The 22,641-nt window shown below is 71.5% G+C and carries 17 protein-coding genes and 1 pseudogene; 12 read left to right on the top strand and 6 right to left on the bottom strand.

The genetic code is table 11. From position 1 onward, the window contains the following. Positions 1-147: 147 nt before the first annotated feature. The 3 genes from ABZO29_RS39430 (at position 148) to ABZO29_RS39420 (ending at position 3,818) form a co-directional block, all read left to right on the top strand. Complete coding sequence (locus ABZO29_RS39430; RefSeq protein WP_367324986.1) at positions 148-801, top strand: DUF305 domain-containing protein; 654 nt, start codon at positions 148-150, stop codon at positions 799-801. A gap of 168 nt (positions 802-969) precedes the next feature. After that, positions 970-2,313: an FAD-dependent oxidoreductase gene (locus tag ABZO29_RS39425; protein ID WP_367324985.1), complete on the top strand. Its 1,344-nt coding sequence runs from the start codon at positions 970-972 to the stop codon at positions 2,311-2,313. A 143-nt stretch (positions 2,314-2,456) separates the two neighbouring features. After that, positions 2,457-3,818 carry a nucleobase:cation symporter-2 family protein gene (locus tag ABZO29_RS39420; RefSeq protein ID WP_367324984.1) on the top strand — a complete coding sequence of 454 codons (1,362 nt, stop codon included), beginning with the start codon at positions 2,457-2,459 and terminating at the stop codon, positions 3,816-3,818. Position 3,819: 1 nt separating this feature from the next. On the opposite strand, the gene ABZO29_RS39415 is transcribed toward ABZO29_RS39420, so the two are convergent. Together ABZO29_RS39415 and ABZO29_RS39410 are read right to left on the bottom strand one after the other, a co-directional pair. Continuing rightward, the gene (locus tag ABZO29_RS39415) at positions 3,820-4,065 is read right to left on the bottom strand and encodes a DUF2087 domain-containing protein (RefSeq protein WP_367324983.1); all 246 of its coding nucleotides are present in this window, start codon (positions 4,063-4,065) and stop codon (positions 3,820-3,822) included. A 428-nt stretch (positions 4,066-4,493) separates the two neighbouring features. Continuing rightward, positions 4,494-5,360: pseudogene (locus tag ABZO29_RS39410) on the bottom strand (cellulose binding domain-containing protein); the annotation flags it as partial. Between the two features lie 583 nt (positions 5,361-5,943). Here ABZO29_RS39410 and ABZO29_RS39405 point away from each other — a divergent pair. Continuing rightward, a complete protein-coding gene (locus ABZO29_RS39405) occupies positions 5,944-6,921 on the top strand; it encodes a polysaccharide lyase family 1 protein (RefSeq protein ID WP_367324982.1) in 978 nt (325 codons plus the stop codon). Between the two features lie 89 nt (positions 6,922-7,010). Then, positions 7,011-7,817, top strand: a complete 807-nt coding sequence (locus tag ABZO29_RS39400; protein ID WP_367324981.1) for a pectate lyase — start codon at positions 7,011-7,013, stop codon at positions 7,815-7,817. Positions 7,818-7,906: 89 nt separating this feature from the next. Here the strand turns inward: ABZO29_RS39400 and ABZO29_RS39395 are convergent, their stop codons facing one another. Further along, on the bottom strand, positions 7,907-8,665 hold the full coding sequence (locus ABZO29_RS39395) for a PaaX family transcriptional regulator C-terminal domain-containing protein (RefSeq protein ID WP_367324980.1): 759 nt from the start codon (positions 8,663-8,665) through the stop codon (positions 7,907-7,909). Positions 8,666-8,737: 72 nt separating this feature from the next. Here ABZO29_RS39395 and ABZO29_RS39390 point away from each other — a divergent pair, with 72 nt between their 5' ends. Then, the gene (locus ABZO29_RS39390) at positions 8,738-10,393 is read left to right on the top strand and encodes an acyl-CoA dehydrogenase family protein (protein ID WP_367324979.1); all 1,656 of its coding nucleotides are present in this window, start codon (positions 8,738-8,740) and stop codon (positions 10,391-10,393) included. A 390-nt stretch (positions 10,394-10,783) separates the two neighbouring features. Here ABZO29_RS39390 and ABZO29_RS39385 read toward each other — a convergent pair whose 3' ends face one another. After that, complete coding sequence (locus ABZO29_RS39385) at positions 10,784-11,368, bottom strand: hypothetical protein (RefSeq protein WP_367324978.1); 585 nt, start codon at positions 11,366-11,368, stop codon at positions 10,784-10,786. 269 nt (positions 11,369-11,637) lie between these two features. Here ABZO29_RS39385 and ABZO29_RS39380 point away from each other — a divergent pair, with 269 nt between their 5' ends. From ABZO29_RS39380 to ABZO29_RS39360, 5 genes are all read left to right on the top strand, one after another. Continuing rightward, positions 11,638-12,723, top strand: coding sequence for a WD40/YVTN/BNR-like repeat-containing protein (locus ABZO29_RS39380; RefSeq protein ID WP_367324977.1), 1,086 nt, complete (start codon positions 11,638-11,640; stop codon positions 12,721-12,723). A 280-nt stretch (positions 12,724-13,003) separates the two neighbouring features. After that, positions 13,004-13,426 (top strand): hypothetical protein, encoded by a 423-nt coding sequence (locus tag ABZO29_RS39375; protein ID WP_367324976.1) that lies wholly within the window; start codon positions 13,004-13,006, stop codon positions 13,424-13,426. After that, the gene (locus ABZO29_RS39370) at positions 13,416-14,072 is read left to right on the top strand and encodes a hypothetical protein (protein ID WP_367324975.1); all 657 of its coding nucleotides are present in this window, start codon (positions 13,416-13,418) and stop codon (positions 14,070-14,072) included. The genes ABZO29_RS39375 and ABZO29_RS39370 overlap by 11 nt, the downstream gene beginning before the upstream one ends. Positions 14,073-14,074: 2 nt before the next feature. After that, positions 14,075-18,796 (top strand): putative T7SS-secreted protein, encoded by a 4,722-nt coding sequence (locus ABZO29_RS39365; protein ID WP_367324974.1) that lies wholly within the window; start codon positions 14,075-14,077, stop codon positions 18,794-18,796. Positions 18,797-18,935: 139 nt separating this feature from the next. Continuing rightward, on the top strand, positions 18,936-19,265 hold the full coding sequence (locus ABZO29_RS39360; protein ID WP_367324973.1) for a hypothetical protein: 330 nt from the start codon (positions 18,936-18,938) through the stop codon (positions 19,263-19,265). A 353-nt stretch (positions 19,266-19,618) separates the two neighbouring features. Here the strand turns inward: ABZO29_RS39360 and ABZO29_RS39355 are convergent, their stop codons facing one another. Further along, entirely contained in the window at positions 19,619-20,296 is a 678-nt protein-coding gene (locus tag ABZO29_RS39355) for a uracil-DNA glycosylase (RefSeq protein WP_367324972.1), read from the bottom strand. Between the two features lie 262 nt (positions 20,297-20,558). Between ABZO29_RS39355 and ABZO29_RS39350 the strand changes: the two genes are divergently transcribed. After that, entirely contained in the window at positions 20,559-21,479 is a 921-nt protein-coding gene (locus ABZO29_RS39350; protein WP_367324971.1) for a sirohydrochlorin chelatase, read from the top strand. A 104-nt stretch (positions 21,480-21,583) separates the two neighbouring features. On the opposite strand, the gene ABZO29_RS39345 is transcribed toward ABZO29_RS39350, so the two are convergent. Then, positions 21,584-22,624, bottom strand: a complete 1,041-nt coding sequence (locus tag ABZO29_RS39345) for a lactonase family protein (RefSeq protein ID WP_367324970.1) — start codon at positions 22,622-22,624, stop codon at positions 21,584-21,586. Positions 22,625-22,641 lie beyond the last annotated feature (17 nt).

The following is a 22,641-nucleotide window of genomic DNA, read 5'->3' as shown; positions in this document are numbered from 1 at the left end:
CGGAAGTATCGTCTTCGCCATGCACATACCAACAGTGGGCAACAAGCCTGCAATGAAGTTTTCTGATCATTGACGCGCGGAAGCGTGCTAGGACGGTCGTCAGCAGTCACAAGGTGTCCGTCATCCCGCCTGCCACAGGAGGTCGTTGTGCCCTTACGCCGTGCGTTCCCCGCGTCACTCGTCACGGCATCGGTGGCGGCCCTGGCCGTACTGGGGCTCGGGGCCTGTGACTCCGGTTCGGACGCCAAGTCGGCGGCGGCGACCGGGCCTTCGGTGCTCGCGCCCGGAAAGCCGGGCGAGGCGAACCGGACTCTGTCCGCAGAGGACGCCGCGCGGCAGCGCGCCGAGGACGACACCCCGAACTCGGCGGACGCCGCCTATGTGCGGATGATGATCGAGCACCATTCGCAGGCACTGGAGATGACCGAACTCGCCCCCGACCGCGCCGGGTCGAGCGACCTCAAGCGGCTCGCCGAGCGGATCGCCGCCGCGCAGGGGCCGGAGATCACGAGCATGAGGAGCTGGCTGAAGACGCACGGCGAGGAGGAGCGGGGCGGGGGGCACGATCACGCCGCGATGCCCGGCATGGCCACCGAGGCCCAGTTGAAGCAGTTGCGCGCCACGCGCGGGAAGGCCTTCGACGACCTCTTCCTCACCCTGATGATCGCCCATCACGAAGGAGCGATCACCATGGCCACCGACGTCAAGGCGCAGGGCAACAACATCCAGGTCGAGGAGATGGCCGACGACGTGGTCGCCCAGCAGACGAGCGAGATCACACGGATGCGCGACATGCAGTGACGTCGTGATGGGTGCTTCCGGGGCGCACGCAACGTAACCTTGCGATCACACTCCACAAGGATGACGTACGCGTGTGCGCCGCACAGCACCCTGTCAGCGGAGCACGGGCGGTGCGATCCTGGAGACATCAGCGATCTGCTCCGGTCCCTCGGGGTAAGGAGTTCCGCCGTGCTGCGTGTCGCCGTCGTCGGCTCCGGGCCGAGCGGGGTCTACACCGCCCAGAGCCTCGTCCAGCAGGATTCGTGCGTGCTCGTCGACGTCCTGGACCGGCTGCCCTGCCCGTACGGACTGGTGCGCTACGGCGTGGCACCGGACCACGAGAAGATCAAGTCCCTGCAGAACAACCTGCGGACCGTCCTGGAGCACGAGCGGGTGCGCTTCCTCGGCGGTGTCCAGGTCGGCACCGGCGGGGTGCCGGCCGCCCGGCTGCGCGAGCTGTACCACGCGGTGGTGTACTGCGTGGGCGCCGCGACGGACCGGCACCTCGGGATCCCGGGCGAGGAGCTGCCGGGCAGCTGGTCGGCGACGGAGTTCGTGTCCTGGTACAGCGCCCACCCGGACTCCACGGCCGACGGGTTCGTCCTCGGCGCCCGCTCGGCCGTCGTCATCGGCGTGGGGAACGTCGCGGTCGACGTCACCCGCATGCTGGCCCGCGGGGCGACCGAGCTGAGCCCCACCGACATGCCCCAGGAGGCGCTGACCGCGCTCGCCGCGAGCCGGATCACCGAGATCCACATGGTGGGGCGACGCGGCCCCTCCCAGGCCCGCTTCACCACCAAGGAACTGCGCGAACTCGGCGGACTGCCCGGAACCGACGTGACCGTGGACCCGGCCGAACTGGCCCTCGACCCGGCCTACGCGGACCCCTCCGGGCTTCCCGCCCCCCAGCGCCGCAACGTGGAGGTCCTGCGCGGCTGGACGAACCTGCCGGCCACGGGCGGCCCGCGCCGGATCCGGCTGCGTTTCTTCCTCCGTCCCGTCGAACTCCTCGCCGAGGGAGGCCGCGTGGGCGCCGTGCGCTTCGAGCGGACGGTGCCGGACGGGCGCGGCGGAGTGACGGGTACGGGCCGGTACGAGGACATCGAGGCCCAGCTCGTCCTGCGTTCGGTGGGATATCGCGGGGTCCCCCTCGAGGGGCTGCCGTTCGACACGGAGCGCGGGACCGTGCCGCATCTGGCCGGCCGTGTGCTGCGCGAGGGCGTCGTCGCGCCGGGCGAGTACGTGGCGGGGTGGATCAAGCGGGGCCCGACGGGGGTCATCGGCACCAACCGGCCCGACGCCAAGGAGACGGTGACGTCGCTGCTCGAGGACGCCGCCGCGCTCGTACGCAGGGAGCTGCCCGGGGATGCGCTCGACGTGCTGCGCGCCGAGGGGATCGAACCGGTCGATTGGGCGGGATGGCTGGCCATCGAGCGGGCCGAGGCGGAGCTCGGGGTCTCGCTCGGGCGCGGTGTGGTGAAACTGCCGGACTGGGAATCGCTGCTGGCCGCGGCGCGGACGATGCGCTCGTAGCGGAGCCCGGAGCGTCCGAATGGGCATGACACACAGTGGCAACGCCCGCGACATCAACAAACTGTTCAAGCCGCTTACGGTCTGATGCTGTCCGGATGTTGCCCCCGTGTCCCCGTCCCCGCCCCCGCCGCTCTGGAGAATCGATGACATCGACCGCGCCCGCGCATCCCGTCGACGAGGTCCCGCCCGCACGCCAGTTGGCCGCCTTCGGTCTGCAGCACGTGCTCGCCATGTACGCGGGCGCGGTGGCCGTGCCGCTGATCGTGGGCGGCGCGATGAAGCTGCCGGCCGCCGACCTGGCGTATCTGATCACCGCCGACCTTCTGGTGTGCGGCATCGCCACGCTCATCCAGTGCGTGGGCTTCTGGCGGTTCGGCGTGCGGCTGCCGATCATGCAGGGCTGTACCTTCGCCGCCGTCTCACCGATGGTGCTGATCGGGACGACGGGCGGCGGACTGCCCGCGATCTACGGCTCGGTCATCGTCGCGGGTCTCGCGATCGTGCTGCTGGCGCCGGTCTTCGGCAGGTTGCTGCGGTTCTTCCCGCCGCTCGTCACCGGCACGGTCATCCTGATCATCGGCGTGTCACTGCTGCCGGTCGCGGGCAACTGGGCCGCGGGCGGCGTCGGTTCGAAGGACTTCGGGGAGCCGAAGAACCTGGCGCTCGCCGGGTTCGTCCTTGCGGTGGTGCTCTGCGTGCAGCGGTTCGCACCGGCGTTTCTGAGCCGGATCGCGGTACTGATCGGCATCGCTGTGGGCCTGGCGGTGGCGGTGCCCTTCGGGTTCACGGACTTCGGCGGAGTCGGGGACGCCGACTGGGTCGGGATCAGCACGCCGTTCCACTTCGGGGCGCCTGCCTTCGAGGCGTCGGCGATCGTGTCGATGCTGGTGGTGGCTCTGGTGACGATGACCGAGACGACCGGTGACCTGATCGCGGTCGGCGAGCTGACCGGACGGAAGGTAGAGCCACGTTCCCTGTCCGACGGCCTGCGCGCCGACGGCCTGTCGACCGTCCTCGGCGGCGTGTTCAACACCTTCCCCTACACGGCGTACGCGCAGAACGTGGGCCTCGTGGGCATGACCCGGGTGCGCAGCCGCTGGGTCGTCGCCACCGCGGGCGGCATCCTCGTGCTGCTCGGCCTGCTGCCCAAGCTGGGCGCGGTGGTCGCGGCGATTCCGGCGCCGGTCCTCGGCGGTGCGGGTCTGGTGATGTTCGGGACTGTCGCCGCGAGCGGTCTGCGGACCCTGGCCGAGGTCGACTTCAAGGGCAACCACAACCTGACGGTGGTGGCCGTGTCGGTCGCGATCGGCATGCTGCCGGTGGGTGTGCCAACGGTCTACGCGAAGTTCCCGGACTGGTTCCAGACCGTGATGAACAGCGGCATCAGCGCGGGCTGCCTGACGGCGATCGTGCTGAACCTGCTGTTCAACCACCTTGGGGCAGAGTCCGGTTCACGTGGCTCGGTCGCACAGGGCACGACGAAGCCCACGGAAGAGGTCGTCTGACTCAGTCCAGCAGCGCGGTGTCCTCCGGCGAGCGCCGGTACACACCGTCCTGGCGGTCCAGATGGTGCAGGTCGACCAGGTAGCGGCGCAGCGTGACATGGTCGATCCCGCCTCCCTCGCACCAGACGCGCAGTCTGTCGTTGACCTCCTGCTCGCTGTACTCCCGGCCCGCCTCGAAGCTGCGCTCCGCGAGGTGGCGCAGGACGAGTTTCCCACTGGGCGGGCAGGCGCACCAGGCGTCCGTCACGCACGAACGTGCGCAGCACCGCCTCTACGCGCTCGTCCCCGGAACCGTGGTCCTGCGGCGGCGCGGGGGCGGAGGCCTCCCGGGCCAGGCCGCGAAAGTGGCCGTAGGACACCTCGAGTCCGCCGGCCTCCGACACGACGACCTGGCCGTCCTCCAGGCGGCGCAGGGCCACCAGGGCCTGCTTGCTCGGCAGGCCACTGCGTTCGACGACCTCGGTGACGGTTCTGGCGCCCAACGCCACGGCCGCGAAGGCCCGCACCCGCGACTCGTCGGCGAACAGCCTGACCACGTCGTCGGACGACATACTCACCTCAACGTCCCTCCAGGCAGGGGTTCCCGTCCCGGCGACGCTACCTTCCACCCCCACTCCCCTGCCCACGAATTTCCGCGTGCGGCCGAGCACCGGCCGCACGCGGGCCGAGGAGGCGTCAACTCACCGTGCAGGAAGTCCCGTTGAGTGTGAACGCGGCGGGCGCCGCGCTGTTGCCGGTGTGGTTCGCCTGGTAGCCGATGGTCACGCTCGCGTTCGGTGCGATCGTGCCGTTGTACGACGCGTTCGTGGCCGTCACCGCACCGGAGGCCGGGGTGTACGTGGCGCCCCAGCCGTTGGTGATGGTCTGGCCGGCGGGCAGGGTGAAGGCGAGCTGCCAGCCGTTGACCGTGGTGGTGCCGGCGTTGGTGAGGGTGGCGGAGCCGGTCAGGCCGGTGTTCCAGGCGTTGACGGTGACCGTCACCTTGCAGCCGCCCGGCTGCGGCTGGGGCGCCGGGCCCGCGCTGTCGAGGCCGAAGAACGTGAGCACGCGGGCCGCCATGCCGTAGCCGTACAGGTTGTGGCCGACGCCCTGCAGGCTGATCGCCTCGACGGGGGCCCGGTCACCTGTGCCGCCGTAGCGGGTGCGGGTCCAGCCGGACTGGGGCGAGTCGGTGGCGGCCGGGCTCTGGCTCACGCCCTGCACGTCGGTCCACTGCTTGATCTCCTCCCCGAAGTCGGGGTAGCGCAGCACGTCGTCCTCGGTGCCGTGCCACAGCTGCATCCTCGGCCGCGGGCCGGTGTAACCGGGGTATGCGCCGCGGGCCAGGTCGCCCCACTCCCGCGGGGTGCGGATCACCGTGCCGCCCGAGCACGCGCTGTTCCACTCGGAGCCGTCGGTGGTGGCGAAGCAGCCGAACGGCACGCCCGAGAAGGCGGCGCCCGCCGCGAACACGTCGGGGTAGTCGCCGAGCAGCACGTTGGTCATCATCGCGCCGGAGGAGATGCCGGTTGCGAAGATCCTTGCGGTGTCGGCGGAGTAGGTGCCGGTGAGACGATCGGATGGGCGGCGTCCGGCTTGGGACCAATCAGCTGGCCGCTGGAGGTCCAGGCGAAGGACCCGGGGAGCGGCCCCGCCCGGCCGGATCCGGCATCACCCGCGGCCGCCGGGCCGGGCGACAGGGCGAGGGTGGCGACGGCGATCAGCAGCAGGACCAGACCGCCGACGAACGTACGCGTGCGCGGAGTCGGCATCGACTCGCCCCTCTCGTGAGGAAGCCGTGAAGGGGAGGCGTCCGCCCGCATGGTGGCATGGACACGACGGCCATGGAAGCGCTCCCACGCCATGTTCCGGAAACCTTCCGAAAAGCCCGTGACGCCCTGGGAGTGGCCGAACTTGTTCTGCGCAAAGCGTTGACTAGAAAGCGCTTGCCCCCTACGTTCCGTTCAGCAGTGTGACCCACTCCTACATCACGGGGTGGCCGTCGGAACCCGTGGCGTCTGCGGGAAGTGCACTCCTCAGGCCGACACGAGTCCACCCGCTACCACACTGTCCGCGCGCGGAATTCAACATGGCGTACGTCTTTCACGTATCTGACCCGAAGCCCTCCCGAAGGGACGCACCCCGCATGCGTACAGGCACCCCACATACACACGCGCAAAGATCCGCCCTGGCCGCGGCGACCGCCGCTCTCGCCACGATGGCCGTTCTCGCCCTCCCCCAGCCGGCCGGGGCGGCCGAGAGCTCCCCGGTCGGGTTCGGCGCCGGGACGACCGGCGGTGGAAGCGCCACGGCGGTCACCGTCTCGAACCTTTCCGCCTTCAAGTCGGCCGTCACCGGGAACACCGCCAAGGTCGTCAAGGTCAACGGCCTGATCTCGCTGAGCGGTCAGGTGGACATCGGGTCCAACACCACGGTCCTGGGCGTCGGTTCGTCGTCCGGGTTCACCGGTGGCGGACTGCGGCTGAAGAACGTGACGAACGTCGTCATCCGCAACCTGAACATCAGCAAGCCGCTCGCGCCGTCCGACGGCATCACCGTCCAGGCGTCCACCAAGGTGTGGGTCGACCACAACTCCTTCTCGGCCGACCGCGACCACGACAAGGACTACTACGACGGCCTGCTGGACATCAATCACGGCTCCGACTACGTCACGGTGTCCTGGAACACCTTCAAGGACCACTTCAAGGGCTCGCTCGTGGGTCACAGCGACAACAACGCGAGCGAGGACACCGGTCACCTGCGGGTGACGTACCACCACAACCACTTCAGCAACGTCTACTCGCGCATCCCGAGCCTGCGCTTCGGCACCGGGCACTTCTACGACAACTACGTCGTCGGCGCCGACACCGCCTGTCACTCGCGGATGGGCGCCCAGATGCTCGTGGAGAACAACGTCTTCCGCGACACCAAGGTCGCCGTCACCACCAACCGCAGCAGTGACGTCGACGGCTACGCCAACCTGCGCGGCAACGACCTCGGTGGAGCCGCCACCGAGATCTCGCGGGTGGGGACCTTCACCTCCCCTCCGTACGGCTACACCGCAGAGCCCGCCTCGTCCGTCGTCGCCTCGGTGACGTCCGGTGCGGGCGCCGGAAAGCTCTGACCACCCAGCGGGCTCTGACCGCTCCAACAGGCTCTGACCGCTCCAACACGTTCTGACCAACCCCCCCATCAGGAAGAAGGAATCGGGACATGACTTCTTCGGCACCCCCGCCCGCCCGCCGGCGCGCCCTGACCGGCGGACTGGCCGCACTCGGACTCTCGATTGCCATGATCATGACAGAGGGCCCACTGTCTCCGGCGAGCGCCGCCACCTGGCCCACCGCGAACGGCAGCCAGGCGGTGTCCTCGACCATCCCGATCTCGGGCACCAAGGACTACGGGATGAAGCGTCTCTACGGCACCGGCGACCTGGGCAGCGGAAGCCAGGACGAGGACCAGGGGCCGATCCTGGAGTTGGCCAACGGCGCCGTTCTGAAGAACGTCATCATCGGCGCCCCCGCAGCGGACGGCATCCACTGCAAGGGCAGCTGCACCCTGCAGAACGTGTGGTGGGAGGACGTCGGCGAGGACGCGGCGACGTTCAAGGGCACCTCCTCGTCCAGCGTCTACACCGTCTCCGGCGGCGGCGCGAAGGAAGCCGGCGACAAGGTGTTCCAGTTCAACGGCGCCGGAACGCTCAACGTCTCGAACTTCGCGGTGAAGAACTTCGGCACGTTCGTCCGCTCGTGCGGCAACTGCAAGACGCAGTACAAGCGGACGATCAACCTCAACACCATCGAGGCGACCTACAAGGGCGGCAAGCTCGTCGGCATCAACACCAACTACGGCGACTCGGCCACCCTGCGCAAGATCACCATCGTCGGCGACAGCAGCAAGAAGATCGTCCCGTGCCAGAAGTACATCGGCAACAACACGGGCAAGGAGCCGACCACGAACGGCAGCGGGCCGGACGGCACGTACTGCAAGTACTCCAGCTCGGACATCACCTACAAGTGAGCTGATTCCCCCCACGGTTCCGCACGTTCCCCCACGGTGAAGGCGGCCGTACGAAGCGTCCCCGCACGGCGCTTCGTACGGCCGTCGCCTCATTCCCGCAGGCCGTGCTGCGGCACCGTGCCCGCCAGCTCGCCCTGGTAGGCCGTGTAGGCGGTCCGCAGTTCCGCGCCGGGCCAGTCGGCCGGCAGCAGCTCGGGGGGCAGGACGGGGTCGGTGAGCAGGTGGCGTACGACGGCCGCGAAGGCGGTGAGGCGGTCGGCCGGGGGATGCGTCCGCCCGATGTGGGCGAGCAGGGACCGGGCCGTGGCCGACCAGGTCTCCAGCGGCCACAGCGCGGCGGCCAGCTCGCGCGCGGGCCGGCCGGGGCGCGCCGTGTAGTGCTGGGCCACCTCGTCGAGCCCGTCCGGAAGGGGGCGGAGGAGGTTGGCGGGCCGCAGCCACACGCCCTCGCGGAGTTCGGCCAGCCGCAGGGCGGTCAACCGGGCGCGCAGGTCGGCGCGTTCGGCGGGGCCGCGGCCGGTCGCCGTGATCACGACCATCTCCCATTCGCCGTCCCACGCGCGCGTGCGGGGGTGTACGGCGTCGTCCTGGCGGCGCTGGCGCGCGAGCAGGCGCTCGCTGAGGCGGTAGACGGAGTCCGTGCGCCGCAGATCGCCGGCGGCCACCATCCGGCTGAGCGCTGCCCGCAGCGTGGATCCGCCGACGCCGAACGGTTCCACCGCGCGGACGAGGTCCCGCACCGGAAGCTCCGGCGGATGCGCGCCCAGCAGCAGGCTCAGCACGACCGACCGGGCGGACAGCGGCCGCAGGTCGACCTCGCCGGGCCGCACCGACACGTTCATGCGCATGGTCACGTACTGTACGTGCGGATCATTGTTGCATCATTGCTGCGACCGCAGAAAGAGTGCAACATGGGCCGTATGGTCTCGACACTCGCGCACGAACGGTCCACCACGCACGACGTCACCAACCAGACCCCGCCGCTGACGCCGTACGACGCCTCCGAGGACACCGCCTTGCTGGAAGGGCTGCGCCGGGAGGGCGCCGGCTGGGCCGAGCAGGACATCCGGCGGCTCGGCCGCCGGGCGGGTGGCCCCGAGGCCCAGGAGTGGGGCGACCTGGCCAACCGCCACGAGCCCGAGCTGCGCACGCACGACCGGTACGGCAACCGCGTCGACGAGGTCGAGTTCCATCCCAGCTGGCACGAGCTGATGCGGGTCGCGGTCGCCGAGGGCCTGGCCGGGGCGCCCTGGGCGGACGGGCGGAGCGGCGCCCATGTCGCCCGTACCGCGGGCGGCCTGGTGTGGGGGCACACCGAGGCCGGGCACGGCTGTCCGACGTCGATGACGTACGCGTGCGTGCCCGCGCTGCGCCGCCAGCCGGAGCTGGCCAAGGTCTACGAGCCCCTGCTGACCAGCCGGGAGTACGACCCGGGGCTCAAAGTGCCGACAGACAAGCGCGGGCTGCTCGCGGGCATGGGGATGACCGAGAAGCAGGGCGGCTCCGACGTCCGTACGAACACCACGGCCGCCACGCCCACCGCCGAGCCCGGCGTGTACACCCTGCGCGGGCACAAGTGGTTCACCTCGGCGCCGATGTGCGACGTTTTTCTCGTCCTGGCGCAGGCTCCGGACGGCCTGTCGTGCTTCCTGGTGCCGCGTGTGCTGCCCGACGGCAGCCGGAACGCCTTCCGCATCCAGCGACTGAAGGACAAGCTGGGCAACCGGTCCAACGCCTCCTCGGAGCCCGAGTTCGACGGCACCCTCGCCTGGCTGGTCGGCCCCGAGGGACAGGGCGTCAAGACGATCATCGAGATGGTCAACTGCACGCGCCTGGACTGCGTGATGATGTCGGCGGCGCTGATGCGCAAGACGCTCGTCGAGGCGGGCCACCACGTGCGGCACCGCAGCGCTTTCGGCGCACGGCTTCTCGACCAGCCGCTGATGCGCAACGTCCTGGCCGATCTGGCGCTGGAGTCCGAGGCCGCCACGGCCCTCACCCTGCGGCTGGCCGGCGCGGCCGACCGGGCGCTGCGCGGGGATGCGGGCGAGCAGTCGTTCCGCCGGATCGCCACCGCCGTCGGCAAGTACTGGGTCACCAAGCGGGGCCCGGCCTTCACGGCCGAGGCCCTGGAATGCCTCGGCGGCAACGGGTACGTGGAGGAGTCCGGCATGCCCCGGCACTACCGCGAGGCTCCCCTTCTGTCGATCTGGGAGGGCTCGGGGAACGTCAACGCCCTGGACGTACTGCGGGCGTTGACCCGGGAGGCCGGCACCGCGGACGCCCTGTTCGCCGAACTGGCCCTGGCGCAGGGGGCGGACACCCGTCTCGACGCGGCCGTGACGCGGCTCAAGGACCGGCTGGCAGCGGGGTCACAGGCCGGTGCCCGTCGCCTGGTGGAGCTGATGGCCCTGGCACTGCAGGCCTCCCTCCTGGTCCGGTACGCCCCGCCCGCGGTCGCCGACGCCTTCTGTGCGACGCGGCTCGGCGGCGACTGGGGACACTCCTTCGGGACGCTTCCGGACACCGCCGACCTCGACGCGATCCTGCACCGCGCGCTGCCGGGCGGGGACTGACCACGAGGTCGGCGGACAGTCGCCGCACGATTCCGCTGCGTTGTCAGTGCCGTGGTGCACACTCGCGGGCGTTGGGACTTCGCCTGGGGAGGACAACGTGTGCACGGGGCGAGGAGGTCGACTGGGCCTCGATGCGGCATGCGTGCGTGGAGCCGGTGCCCGGCTGTCGTGCCCGCCCGGCGGGCACACCACTGGCCTGCGGCGCAACGGGCGGCCTCCGCTGTCCGGCGGCCAGTGGGCGGGCCGAGGCCCTCGCGTGAGCGATCCGGCCGCCCCGGACGGGCCGACACCCCGGTCCCGACCGTGGGCGCGCGGCCCTCGGGCCCTCCCGGCCGGCGGTCGGCCGAACGTCACCCGACCCACGCCCGGCCCAACTGGCCTCCGTTGCCGTCAGCCCGTCTTGCGCCCCCACAAGGGGCCGAACAGTGCCCACTCCGCATCCCACAGGTCCATGCGCCGTCGCTCCAGCCGCCCGCGCAGGGCGCGGCCGCCGGCGAAGGGGACAGCGGCGGCGCTCACCCCGGCGAGACCGCCGATGAGCGAGGCCCGCAGGCGGGCCTCGGACACGGTGGCGGGCTGGGTCACCAGGCGGCCCTGCCGGTCCGTCCAGACGGTGACCGGGGTACCGGCGTTACTGCCGGGCACCACCCTGGCCTGCCCGGAGTGCGGGGAGCCGTCCGTCGCGGTCCAGCTCACCTTCGCCCAGACCCGCTCGCCGCTGCTCGTGCCCGGGTTCTGGCCGGTCTTGCCCGGCGCCTTCTCGGTGAGCCGTGCCATGACGGGCCGCCACTCCACGCGCTCCAGGGCCAGCCCGTGCTCCACGGAGCGGGCCGCCGCCAGACCGGCCAGCACCCCGGCGAGGACGGTGAGCACCCAGGCACCGAGCACCAGCCAGGCCTCGACCTTGTCGGCGCGACGCCTGAGCGGGTTGCGCCGCCAGCGCCACAGCCACACCTTCGGACCACGGAACGCCATCGAAGGCTTCCTCCTCATGACCACACGAACATCCCGACCGCCATCCCATACGGGCGGCGTCCCCTCGATGCTCAGGGCAAGTCCTACGGCACAACGGTCCCACGTGCCCACCGCAGTCGCAGAAGTCCCCGCGAGCGCCGCCCGGCAACTCCGTGGCAGGCCGCCGACACGGCTCTCACCTGCGCCGACGTCGGTTCCGGGGGTGACTGTCAGTGGCGGGGTGCAGACTGGCCGGTGTCTGAGACGAAGACGTCGCGGAGGTGATCGGCATGACCGAGGTTCTGCTCGCCGTGGGCACGCGCAAAGGCCTGTTCATCGGGCGTCGGCGCGGTGGCACATGGGAGTTCGACGAGAGTCCCTATTTCAACGCGCAGGCCGTGTACTCGGTCGCCATCGACACCCGCGGCGACACCCCGCGGCTGCTGGCCGGGGGCGACAGCGCGCACTGGGGCCCGTCCGTGTTCCACTCCGACGACCTGGGCCGTACCTGGACCGAACCCGCCAGGCCGGCCGTCAAGTTCCCCCAGGACACGGAGGCTTCGCTGGAGCGGGTGTGGCAGCTGCACCCGGCCGCCGCCGAGCCGGACGTGGTGTACGCGGGCACGGAGCCGGCCGCGCTGTACCGCTCGGAGGACCGCGGGGAGAGCTTCGAGCTGGTCCGTCCCCTGTGGGAGCACCCCACCCGCTCGCAGTGGGTGCCGGGCGGCGGCGGGGAGGGCCTGCACACGGTGCTGACCGACAAGCGCGACCCACGCGCGGTGACCGTGGCCGTGTCGACGGCCGGGGTGTTCAGGACGACCGACGGCGGGGCGAGCTGGGCCCCCTCCAACTCCGGTGTCTCCGCGGTGTTCCTGCCGGATCCCGATCCTGAGTTCGGCCAGTGCGTGCACAAGATCGCCCAGGACGCGGCGACCCCGGACCGCCTGTACCTGCAAAACCACTGGGGGGTGTACCGCAGCGACGACGCGGGCGCGCACTGGACCGACATCGGCGAGGGCCTGCCGTCCACGTTCGGTTTCGCGGCGGCCGCGCATCCGCACCGCGGTGACACGGCGTACGTCTTCCCGATCAACGCCGACTCGGACCGGGTGCCCGCCGACCACCGATGTCGGGTCTTCCGCACGGCGGACGCGGGCAAGACCTGGGAGGCGCTGTCGGCGGGCCTGCCCCAGGAGGACCACTACGGCACGGTGTTGCGCGACGCGCTGTGCACGGACGACGCGGATCCGGCGGGTGTGTACTTCGGCAACCGCAACGGCGAGGTCTTCGCTTCGGCCGACGACGGCGACAGCTGGCGGCAGTTGGTGTCCCACCTGCCGGACGTGCTGTGCGTGCGCGCCGCGGTCGTCGGGTGACCGGATGGGGCGGTCGGATACGGGGCGGGGCCGTCTCCGGCTCGAGGTCTTGACGACCCGCCCCAAGGCGCTCCATGACCGGTGACACGCCACTCATGCCTCGTGGTGAGGTTGGGTGCGCGGAGTCCGATGGCGGAAAGAGGCCATCGACGGAAGCTGTCTGCCCGGCGGCCGGGCCCCTCCCCCTTCCGATCCGGGCGAGCCTGCCGCAGAACCACCCGCACCTTCGCCCGCGTCTTGATCTACGGTGTCATCAGCCACTTACGACGGGGGAGGGGCCGTGGAGCAGGCAGGGACGGCGCTCGCCGAGCGGATTGCCGAGCGGAGAAGGGGAGTCGGGGACCCTCGTGCGCTGGTCGGTGAGATGCGGCGGACGGTTTTGCTGGTGCCGGTGGCCGGGGGAGGTCTGTGGTCGGCGCGGTCGGGCGGGGTGCGGTGGATCTGCGGGTTCACCGACGAGGCCGCGCTGGCCCGGTTCGCTCTGCGGCACGGGTCGGGTGATCAGCCCATGGACTACGCGGCGCTGCTGGGCGCGCGGATCGTCGACGAGGTCGTGCCGTCGCTGAACGAGCCCGCGGGCCTCGCCGTCGACATCGCCACCGAGGACGGGTCGATGTTCTTCCCGCCGGTCGCCGGCATCGTTGCGGACGGTGTCGCGGTCGACTCCGGTCCGGCGGGAGAGGGGCGCGGCCGTGAGCGGTGACGGGATGGACCTGCAGCTCGGCAGGGAGGCCGTCGCGAAGTTCACGCAGGGCGTGGGCGCGACCATCGACCAGCTCGGTGAACTCGGTGGTGCCACCGGTTCGGTGATGGGCAAGGGTTTCTCGGAGCTGGCGATGACCGGGATGGAGGCCGGGCATCACGGTCTCTCGGTCGAGTTCGAGGATTTCTGCGAGCGCTGGGAGTGGGGTGTGCGGGCCCTGGTGAGCGATGCCAGCGCGCTCGCGAACCGCCTCGGCCTGGCGGCGGGCACCCAGTGGGAGCACGACCAGTACGTCGCGGGTGCGCTGAAGGTGGGCGTCAACTCCGTGATGGGCGGCAACCCGCACGCCACCGAGGAGGAGATCACCCGGCAGGACTGGGGGGACGTGTTCACGCCGGACGCCCTGAACCCGGACTGGAGCGCCGAGTCGTGGGAGCAGGCCGGTCAGGAGATGGAGCAGACCTGGAAGGACACCGGCCGCACGGTTCTCACCGAGGGCCAGGGCGGTCAGCGATCGCGGATGCTCAACGACGCGTTGGGTATCTCCGACGACGAGTGGAACCAGGCGCTGGACGACACCTTCGGCCCGTCGCCGCAGGAACGCGCCGAGCAGGCGCGGCAGCAGGGTGAGTCCGGGGGGAACTGACGGTGGGTATCGGCGACTTCATCAGTGATATCACGCCCGACTCGGTCGAGGACGCGGTGGAGGACGGCGTCGAGTGGGTCGGCAACCGGGTCGAGGACGCCGGGAACTGGACCGCCGACCGGCTGGACGACGTCGGCTGGGAGTCCGGTGCGGACTGGGTGCGCGAGCAGTCGCGTTCGGTCGCCAACCGGATGGGCGCCGAGGTCGACGAGATGGACCTCGGGCAGACCGAGGACAAGACCAAGCTGATCTACGGCAGCCCGGACAAGCTGCGCGCCTCAGCCGAGAAACTCCGCGCCTTCCAGACGGCGTTCGACAGCGCCGGCGACGGTCTCAAGGGCCTCGACTCCTCCCGGCTCAAGGGTGAGGCGGCCGAGGCGCTGCGCACCGCGGTGGGTACCCAGCCGCCCAAGTGGTTCACCGGTGCCGACGCCTGCGAGAAGGCGGCGGCCGCGCTGGAGGCGTTCGCCGGCACCGTCACCTGGGCCCAGGGGCAGGCGCAGACGGCGATCGACAAGTGGAAGGAGGGTGTCAAGGCCTCCGAGGACGCCGCCGACGCCCACCGCAAGAAGGTCGACGCCTACAACGCCGCGGTCGACCGTTACAACGCCCAGCCCGCCGACAAGCGCGATCCGTCCTCGCTCCCTGCCAGGCCCGCGGCGACGTTCGACGACCCGGGCAAGAAGCTGATGCAGGACGCCCAGGACATCCTCGCCGAGGCCCGCAAGCAGCGGAACACGGCGGCGGAGACCGCGCGCACGGCGGTCGGTGCCGCCCGCGACATGGCCCCGCAGAAGCCGTCGTACGCCGAGCAGTTGGGCGACGGGTTGCAAGAACTGCAGATCATGGGCGACCACGTCGGCGGCGGCATCATCAAGGGCACGGCCGGCATCCTGAACTTCGTCCGCAGCGTCAACCCGATGGACCCGTACAACCTCACCCACCCGGCCGAGTACGCCACGTCCCTCAACAGCCTGGCCGCGGGTCTGGTGGTCGCCGCCAACGACCCGGTCGGTACCGGCAAGCAGATGGTCAGCGACTTCATGAAGGACCCGGCCGAGGGCTTCGGCCGGCTGATCCCCGACCTGGCGCTGACCGCGGCCACCGGTGGCGGCGGCGCCGCGGTCAAGGGCGTGCGCCTCGCCGAGGAGGCCGCCGACGCCGCACGGGTGCGCAGGCTGATCGACGACGCCCCGGACGGCACCCACAACCGCGTGGACGGGGAGCGCACCACCGACGGCTCGGACCCGGTGGACCTCGCCACGGGCCGGATGTTCCTGCCCCAGACCGATGTGGAGATCCCCGGCATTCTGCCGCTGGTCTTCACCCGCCGCACCGAGTCCGGCCTGACGGTCGGCCGCTTCCTGGGGCCCTCCTGGTCGTCCACGGTCGACGAGCGTCTGCAGATCGACGCCGTCGGCGTCGTCCATGTCACCGCCGACGGTCTCCTGATCACCTATCCGCACCCGGTGCCCGGCGATCCCACCCGACCGGAGACGGGCACCTCCCGAGCCCTCCTGACCCGGGACGGACACGGCGACTACACCATCACCGACCCCGACACCGGCCTGACCCGCCAGTTCACCGCCCCGTCCGGCAGCGAACCCGGAGGCGACGGCGTCGCCTGGTTGTCGGGCGTCTCCGAACGCAACGGCCACTCGATCACCGTCGACCGCGGCGAGGACGGCGTGCCGCTGGCCCTGACCCACTCGGCAGGCCACCAGGTGAGAGTGACCACCGCCGACGGCCTGGTCACCGCTCTGTCCCTGGCCGGCGCGGGCGAGGGCGGCGCGGACCTGCCGCTGATGGGCTACGGCTACGAGGACGGCAACCTCACCGCCGTCACCAAGCCGTCGGGCGCCACCACCACGTTCGTCTACGACGACCGCCGCCGCGTCATCGCCTGGATCGACTCCAACGCAAGCCGCTACGACTACGTCTACGACGACCGGGACCGGGTCGTCGCCGAGGGCGGTGAGGCCGGCCATGTCCAGATCACTCTGGCCTACACCGAGCCGCACCCGGAGACAGGCCACCGCACCACCACGCTCACCACCGCGGACGGGCACGCGACCCGCCACCTGATAGGTGCGGGCTGCCGCGTCCTGGCCACCACCGACCCGCTCGGCCACACCACCCGATTCACCCACGACAGAAGCGGCAACCTGCTGACCCGCACGGACCCACTGGGCCGCACCACCGCGTACTCCTACGACGAGGAGGGCCGGCTTGTCACGGTCACCCGTCCCGACGGCAGCGAACTCCGTGTCACACGCGGCCCGTCCGGCCTGCCCACGGAGCGCCACGAACCGGACGGCGCCCGCTGGCTCCAGGAGTTCGACGAGCGTGGCAACCGCACGGCGCTCACCGATCCGGCCGGCCGCACCACCCGCTACACCTACGACGAGTCCGGTCTCCTGACGTCCGTCACCGATGCCCTGGGGGCCACCACCGTCGTGTTCTGCGACGACGCCGGCCGCCCGGTTCAGGTGACCGACCCGGCCGGCGGCACCACCCGGCTGGAACGCGACGCCCTCGGCCGTCTTGTCCGTATCACCGGCCCGGTGGGCGCCGTCACCCGCCTTCAGTGGCACGCCGACGGGCAGCTCGCCCGGCGCACGGGCCCCGACGGCGCCATCGAGTCGTGGACCTACGACGGCGAGGGCAACTGCCTCACCCACACCGACGCGGCGGGCGGGGTGTCCCGCTTCGAGTACACCCACTTCGACCTGCTCGCCGCCCGCACCCTGCCGGACGGCGCACGGTACGAGTTCGAGCACGACGCCGGCCTGCGGCTCACCCGGGTCACCGACCCGCAGGGGCTCGACTGGACGTACGGGTACGACCGGGCCGGCCGGCTCGTCTCCGAGACCGACTTCGACGGCCGCACCGTCATCTACGGCCTCGACGCCGCCGGACAGCTCACCACCCGGACCGATCACCTCGGCGGCGTGGCCGCATACGTGTACGACGAACTCGGCCGGGTGGTCCGCAAGGAGGTCGCGGGCCGGGTCACCGTCCACACCTACGACCGCGCGGGACGCCTGATCCAGGCGTCGAGTCCGGACAGCGAACTGGTGCGCCGCTACGACCGGTGCGGCCGGCTGAGGACCGAACTCGTCGACGGCCGCGCCCTGGACCACGCCTTCGACGCAGCCGGCCGCCGGATCCGTCGCACCACCCCCACGGGACTGGTCACGAGCTACGCCTACGACGCCGCCGGCCGCCCCACCCGGTTGTCCTCCGGCGGCCACGACATCACTTTCACGCACGACGCGGCCGGACGCGAAGTGGAGCGCGTCTTCGACGACATCGTCAGCCAGGCCTCCGCCTGGGACGAGGCCGGCCGGCTGTCCGCCCAGCACCTGACCGCCGGTTCCCGCACTCTCAACGAGCGTACGTACGCCTACCGCGCCGACGGCCGTCTCACCGCGACGTCCGACCGGGTGTCGGGAACGCGCACCTTCGACCTCGACCCGGTCGGCCGGGTCACCGCCGTCCACGCACGGGGCTGGAGCGAGCGGTACGCCTACGACGCGAGCGGCAACCAGACCTCGGCCGCCTGGCCCGACTCGCACCCCGGCCACGAGGCCACCGGCCCCCGCGCCTACACCGGCACCACCGTCACGCGTGCGGGCGACGTCCGCTTCGAGCACGACGCCCTCGGCCGCGTCACCCTGCGCCAGAAGACCCGGCTCTCCCGCAAACCGGACACCTGGCGCTACACGTGGGACGCCGAGGACCGCCTCACCTCCGTGGTCACCCCCGACGGCACCCGCTGGCGCTACCGCTACGACCCCCTGGGCCGGCGCACCGCCAAGCAGCGCCTGGCGGCGGACGGCGAGACCGTGGCGGAGGAGGTCCGTTTCACCTGGGACGGCCTGACCCTCTGCGAACAGACCACCGTCTCCGGCGACCTGCCCCGTCCGGTGACGCTCACCTGGGAACACCGCGGCCTCGTGCCCCTCGCGCAGACCGAACGCATCCTCACCCCTGACGCCCGGCAGGCGGAGATCGACCGGCGCTTCTTCGCCATCGTCACCGACCTGATCGGCGCGCCCACCGAACTGGTCGACGAGTCCGGGAACGTCGCCTGGCGCACCCGCACCACTCTGTGGGGTTCCACCGCCTGGTCCCGCTCCAGCACGGCCTACACCCCGCTCCGCTTCCCCGGCCAGTACTACGACCCGGAGACCGGCCTCCACTACAACCTCTTCCGTCACTACGACCCGGAGACCGGCCGGTACGCGTCCCCGGACCCGCTGGGGCTCTCACCCGCGCCGAACCCGGTCGCCTACGTGACCAACCCGCACACGGTCTGCGACCCCTTCGGCCTGTCGCCGTACCCGAACGGCGAGGGCCCGACCATCGGCGAGTACACGTCCAAGGGCGAGGGGCAGGACCTCAAACGCTCCGCCATGGTGGGCGACGACCAGTGGCACTTCAACACCGGCCACGGCTACGACCGAGCCCACACCGGACCTGACGGAACCACGAACGATCTGCGCACCACCAACTTGAAGCCCGACCAGATCGAACAGGCGATCGTCTCGGACGTGTACGCGTACATGAAGGACGGCGGGGTCGTTCCCCGAGCCAGGACACCCGAGTTCACCGGACCGCTCGACAGGTCGGTGCAGATCGACGGGCACGACGTCGGCTACCGGGTCATCCAGCGGCCCGACGGCGCATACCAACTGTCCACCTATTGGCTCAACCCGTAGCGGCCGGTCCCCGATTCCGGCACCGCACCGGTTGCCCGGGCGGCGCCGGGGTCTGCTGCTAAGGTCTGGGCGCCCGTACCGTCCACGAGCACCCCGGCCCTCCGCGGCGCCGGAGGAAATCCGTCAGGAGAAGCGAGAGATGCCCGATCCGACCCCCGCGGCCAGGAGCCTCAGCCAGGCGATCGACGGCGCCGACAGCCGGCAGGTCAACGAAGCGGCCCGGGAGTTCGTCGAGAAGCTCACCTTCGCGACGGCCGACGAGATCCTCGCCATGCTCCGGGACGTCCTCGCCGAGGACTGGATGGCCCTGCCGCCCTGGGCCCGGAATCTCGCCTATCGCCTGGCTTGCCTGCAGCGTCCTGACGACCCGCGGCTGCTCCGGGAGGCGGCGGCGGACCTGCTGTCCTTCGGACCCGACTGGGACACGTTCGCCGAGGACCTCCGCAGGCGTGCGGCGGAACTGGAGTAGGGCCTGCTTTCCGCGGAACCCCTTGCCGGACGACTGACTGCTTCCGCCACTACGGCTCCGCGCCCGGCCGCCACACCTCCCCGGACCCGCTGGGCCGCGCTCCCGCGCCGACCACGAGGACAACTGGTCGGGCGGAGTTCCGGATACCGGAAGCGGCCGCCCCCTCCGAGGACTCCGCCCCGGGATGCCGTGCTGATCCGCCTGCGCGACCTCGACGTCCTTGACGAGCCGCTGGAGGCCCCCGTCGGCATCGCCCTCGACCGGCGCTCCTCGTCCGGCACGGCACCGTCGCCGGCGGATCCCGATCGACCCGGCTCGGAACTTGACCGCGCCGCGGCCGCGCGCACCCTGCCCTACGGCAGTCGCCAGTCCACCGGTTGCGCACCCTGCCGCAGCAGCAGGTCGTTGGCCCGGCTGAACGGCCGCGAGCCGAAGAAGCCCCGGTCCGCCGACATCGGCGAGGGATGAGCCGACTCGATCGCCGGAAGATCTCCGAGCAGCGGACGCAGATTGCGTGCGTCGCGCCCCCACAGGATCGACACCAGCGGCTTTCCCCGCGCGGCCAACGCCCGGATGGCCTGCTCGGTGACCTCCTCCCACCCCTTGCCTCGGTGGGCGCCCGGCTTGCGCGGGGCCGTGGTGAGCGCCCTGTTGAGCAACAGCACGCCCTGCTGGGTCCACGGCGTCAGATCGCCGTTGGACGGCCTGGGCAGCCCGAGGTCGGAGTGCATCTCCCGGAAGATGTTCTCCAGACTGCCCGGCAACGAACGCACCTCAGGCGAGACCGCGAAACTCAACCCGATCGCCATACCCGGTGTGGGATAGGGGTCCTGACCCACGATCAGGACGCGAACGTCGTCGAAGGGCTGTTGAAAGGCCCGCAGGACATTCGCTCCGGACGGAAGGTAGGTCCGGCCGGCCGCTATCTCGGCCCGGAGGAAGTCCCCCATCACGGCGATACGTTCGGCCGCAGGTTCGAGAGCCTTCGCCCAGCCTGCTTCGACAAGTTCATGCAAGGGTCGTGGTGCCACAGCGCGTCACCCTACTGGCACACACCGCGCTCCCGCACAAACACGGAGGCCCCCACGCGGTCGCGCCGGAGTTGCGGCCGCTACCCGGCAGCCTGATCAACATTCCGAGAGGGGGATTGATCCCCTTCCGGGGCAAGTCGCCCGGAAAACACGCCGATCACTTCTGATCTGTACGTAACTCATCAGACAAAACAGGACGGATACCGCTCACCTGCACCCTCCCCGAACAGAGGAGCCCAGGAAACCAGTAACATGCGGCGCCATGAGCTCCCCCACTGGGCCCGCCGGCCTCCCAGTACGAATGCCGCGCCCCCGCCAGCCCGGGCGGCACCGCCGACCCGAGCCCCTGGCGGCTCCCGAGGGCGCGCCCGCGCTCGTCCTCGCGGTTCCGGGCACGCCCAGCGCCGCCACGCGCGGCCTCGCCGAGGAGATAGTGAGCATCGCGCGCTCCGAGCTCCCCGGCCTCGACGCCCGGATCGGTTACCTCGACGGTGACGACACGGAGTTCCCCACGCTCCAGTCCGTGCTCGCGCAGGCCGCCGACGAGCGCACCGCCCGCTATGAGCAGGCCCTGGCCGCCGGTGTGGAGGCCAAGGAGCCCGACGGTCCGGTCGCCGTCGTCGTGCCGCTGCTCGCCGGCCCGGACAGCGCGCTGCTGCGCCAGATCCGCCAGGCCGTGATGGACAGCCGGGTCGCCGCCGACCTGACCGATGCGCTCGGCCCGCACCCGCTGCTCGCCGAGGGCCTGCACGTGCGCCTGTCCGAGGCCGGCCTGGCCCGCGCCGACCGCGCCCGCCTGTTCACCGTGGCGACCGCGGCGGACGGCATCATCCTGGCCTCCGTGGGCGGGGACGAGGCCGTGCAGGCGGCCGGGATCACGGGCATGCTGCTCGCCGCGCGTCTCGCCGTCCCGGTGATGGCGGCGGCCCTGGACCAGGAGGGCTCGATCGCCTCCGTGGCCGAGCAGCTGCGCTCCTCGGGCTCTCAGCAGCTGGCGCTGGCGCCGTACCTGATAGGCCCGGAGATCGACCCGGACCTGATCGCCGAGGCGGCCAGGGAGGCGGGCTGTTCCGCCGCCGAGGCCCTCGGCCCGTACCCGGCCATCGGCAAGCTCGCTCTGGGCAAGTACACGACGGCCCTCGGCATCGCCCCGCAGCAGGCGCAGGGCGCGCCGGTGCGCTGATACTCCCGTAAGGCGCTCGTGGACGAAGGGCCCGCTCCTCGGCGCGAGGAGCGGGCCCTTCGTGCGCATCGGCCCGGGCTTGAACCACCCGGGCGGGCCTCGGCTCAGCCGAAGACCACACAGGACGCCGCGGCCACCTCGATCGAGCCTTCGCGGCGCGGCAGTCCCGTGTCCGGGTCGAGGCGGAACCAGGTCACGTCCCCGGAGCGCTCGTTCGCGACGTACAGGAAGCCGTGCGACTCCGCGATCGCCCGCGGCCAGTGCCCTCCGCAGGGCACCGTGCCGACCAGGCGCAGCACCTCCCCGGCCGCCTCGACGACGAACACCGACAGCACGTCCTCGCCCCGGGTCGCCGTCCACACGAAGCGGCCGTCGGGGGACACGACGACGCCCGAGGGGTACGCGTCGCCGGCCGGGGCGCCGGGCAGCAGGCGTGTCTCGGCGAGCGGCTTCAGCGAGCCGCCCGCGGCGTCCCAGCGGCAGACGGTGACGGTGGGGGTGAGTTCGTTCACCACGTACGCGGCCGAGCCGTCGGGGTGGAAGGCCAGGTGCCGGGGTCCGGAGCCGGGCCGCAGGGCGAACTCGCGATGGAGTACGGGGCTGCCGCCCTCCAGCCCGCACACCCGTACGGAATCCGTGCCGAGGTCGACGCTGACCGCCCAGCGGCCGCTCGGGTCGGCCTGTACCTGGTGGGCGTGGGGGCCCTGCTGCCGACGCGTGTGGGGGCCGGAGCCGGCGTGCTGGAGCAGGCCGGACGGGGCGGACGCCAGAGTGCCGTCGGAGCGGACCGGCACGGCGGTGACGCTGCCGGAGCCGTAGTTGGCCGTCAGGACGTGCCCGGCGTACAGGCCGAGGTGCGTGGGACCGCTGCCGCCGACGGCGACCGGCCGGCCGGCCGGCTCCGGTTCGTCGCCGGTCACTCGGTAAGCGGCCACCGCGCCGTCGGCCGTCTCGCTGACCGCGTAGAGCATGTCCCCGCCGGGCCCCAGGGCCAGGTATGAAGGATCGGGCACGCCGTTCATGCTGCTCAGGACGGTCAGCGCGCCGCTGTCCGCGTCCACGGCCGCCGTCACGAGCCCGGGACCTCCGGCCGCCGTGAACGACCCGATGAACGCCCGCCGTCGCCGCCTGCCGTCGTCTGTCACCGCTGTCCCCTCTCGTC

This window comes from Streptomyces sp. HUAS ZL42 (assembly GCF_040782645.1).
Taxonomy (GTDB): Bacteria; Actinomycetota; Actinomycetes; order Streptomycetales; family Streptomycetaceae; genus Streptomyces.
The sequence above is the reverse complement of the archived record's forward strand: the minus strand, read 5'-3'. Positions and strand labels throughout refer to the sequence as shown.

Excerpts from the sequence above, each read along its gene's own strand:
- ABZO29_RS39420 (WP_367324984.1), top strand. The coding sequence starts at position 2,457 with ATGACATCGACCGCGCCCGCGCATCCCGTCGACGAGGTCCCGCCCGCA.
- ABZO29_RS39380 (WP_367324977.1), top strand. The coding sequence starts at position 11,638 with ATGACCGAGGTTCTGCTCGCCGTGGGCACGCGCAAAGGCCTGTTCATC.
- ABZO29_RS39390 (WP_367324979.1), top strand. The coding sequence starts at position 8,738 with ATGGTCTCGACACTCGCGCACGAACGGTCCACCACGCACGACGTCACC.
- ABZO29_RS39360 (WP_367324973.1), top strand. The coding sequence starts at position 18,936 with ATGCCCGATCCGACCCCCGCGGCCAGGAGCCTCAGCCAGGCGATCGAC.
- ABZO29_RS39395 (WP_367324980.1), bottom strand. The coding sequence starts at position 8,665 with ATGCGCATGAACGTGTCGGTGCGGCCCGGCGAGGTCGACCTGCGGCCG.
- ABZO29_RS39385 (WP_367324978.1), bottom strand. The coding sequence starts at position 11,368 with ATGGCGTTCCGTGGTCCGAAGGTGTGGCTGTGGCGCTGGCGGCGCAAC.
- ABZO29_RS39350 (WP_367324971.1), top strand. The coding sequence starts at position 20,559 with ATGAGCTCCCCCACTGGGCCCGCCGGCCTCCCAGTACGAATGCCGCGC.
- ABZO29_RS39405 (WP_367324982.1), top strand. The coding sequence starts at position 5,944 with ATGCGTACAGGCACCCCACATACACACGCGCAAAGATCCGCCCTGGCC.
- ABZO29_RS39400 (WP_367324981.1), top strand. The coding sequence starts at position 7,011 with ATGACTTCTTCGGCACCCCCGCCCGCCCGCCGGCGCGCCCTGACCGGC.